The organism is Microbacterium sp. BF1 (assembly GCF_019279095.1).
In the GTDB taxonomy this organism is placed as follows: Bacteria; Actinomycetota; Actinomycetes; order Actinomycetales; family Microbacteriaceae; genus Microbacterium; species Microbacterium maritypicum.
In genome coordinates, this window is the sequence record NZ_JAGYWT010000718.1 from 1 (window position 1) to 900 (window position 900).

Below are 900 nucleotides of genomic sequence, written 5' to 3' on the forward strand. Positions count from 1 at the left end.
ACGACACGGCACGAGCAGCCGCTCGAGCCGTGTCGTCGACACGTAGAGCACCTCGTCGCGGCGGAAGACCTCCGCGTGCTCCGGAACCCCCAGCGGGGCCGTGAACACGGAGTCGCGGCGGATTCGTCGTCGCCAGGCCAGGAGCATCACCAGCAGCACCAGGAGCGCGACCGCGATCGTGATCGCGACGGCGAGGTCCCGAGCGCTCATGCGCGAAGCTCCTCGACGACGCTTCCGCCGTCGACGGTGAGGACACCGCCGTGGATCGTGTACTGCACGCGTCCGGGGAGGTCGCGGCCGAGGTAGGGCGAGTTCACGCTCCGACCGTGGAGGTCGGCTTCCGTGAACACGCCGTCGACCGAGGCGTCGTAGAGCGTGATCTGGGCAGGCTGACCGACCTCGAGCGGCGTGCCGTGACCTGCCAGCTGTCCGATCCGTGCCGGTGCTGCGCTCATCACCCGTGCGATGTCCGACCACTCGAGAAGCCCGGTCTGCACCATCGACTGGTGCACGACGCGCAGGGCGCTCTCCAGTCCCACCATGCCGTTCGCCGCGGCCTGCCACTCGCACGCCTTGTGCTCGCTCGGGTGCGGCGCGTGGTCGGTGGCGACGATGTCGATCGTGCCGTCGGCGAGGCCCTCGCGCACGGCGAGCACATCCTCTTCCCTACGCAGCGGAGGATTGACCTTGTAGCGCGCGTCGTACCCGCGCACGAGCTCGTCGGTGAGGAGCAGGTGGTGAGGGGTGACCTCGGCGGTGACGTTGATGCCGCGCTTCTTGGCCCAGCGGATGATGTCCACCGAGCCCGCGGTCGAGAGGTGGCACACGTGCAGCCGCGATCCGACGTGCTCGGCCAGCAGCACGTCGCGGGCGATGATCGACTCCTCGGCGACGGCGGGC

The 900-nt window shown here is 69.8% G+C and carries 1 protein-coding gene and 1 pseudogene; both read right to left on the minus strand.

All coding sequences use genetic code 11. The features are described from left to right. Positions 1 to 210 (minus strand): annotated as a pseudogene (locus KZA10_RS16285) (hypothetical protein); the annotation flags it as partial. Further along, on the minus strand, positions 207 to 900 hold a 694-nt coding region (locus KZA10_RS16290; RefSeq protein ID WP_218683409.1), incomplete at its 5' end, for an amidohydrolase family protein. The gene KZA10_RS16290 and the pseudogene KZA10_RS16285, both read right to left, overlap by 4 nt.